The organism is Gemella haemolysans (genome assembly GCF_028308085.1).
Taxonomy (GTDB): domain Bacteria; phylum Bacillota; class Bacilli; order Staphylococcales; family Gemellaceae; genus Gemella; species Gemella haemolysans_D.
Map to the genome: position 1 here is coordinate 1 of NZ_JAQMFS010000011.1, position 586 is coordinate 586.

Annotated in this window: 1 protein-coding gene; it reads right to left on the bottom strand. The window is 28.7% G+C overall.

The genetic code is table 11. The features are described from left to right. Nucleotides 1–108: 108 nt before the first annotated feature. Nucleotides 109–586, bottom strand: a 478-nt coding sequence (locus PNO30_RS00850; protein WP_271986810.1) for a transposase, incomplete at its 5' end; no start/stop codon positions are given.

Here is a 586-nt window from a genome sequence, read left to right on the forward strand (position 1 = left end):
CAGATTGTTGACAAAACGACCAAAATATCAATGAACATATTGATGTTTTGGTCGTTTTTCAAAAAAAATAAGCCTTATGACTAAAGCATCAGTAGTATTAAGAGATGATTATACCTCTCTTAGTGCTATTGTTTTCATATTTTGAACGCAACAAGACAACCAAGCGTACGACTGTACTTTGGCTTTACCTCTATATTGTGCATATCTGTATCCATGATTTTGTTTTGAATCTGCAAAGCTACGTTCTATTGTTTCTTTTCTTCTCTTATACAATAGTTTTCCTTCTTTTGATATACGTCTTAATCTAGCTTCATCATAATAATCCGCATTTATATGGCGTCTTACTATTTTCTTCTCGTTTTTATCATCACTTTTATATTGTTTATATCCAGTTCTATCTATATTTCTGTATCTAAATATTTCTCCTGTTCGTTTATCCACATATATATCTTTTTCTGGTAAATATTTGAAATATTTTTTATCTTTTGATTTTGAGAATCTTCTATATCCTATTACTGAAAATATATTTTTTTTATCTAACTGTTTTAGTATGTCTAGAGAATAATATCCGCTATCTAACGCAACT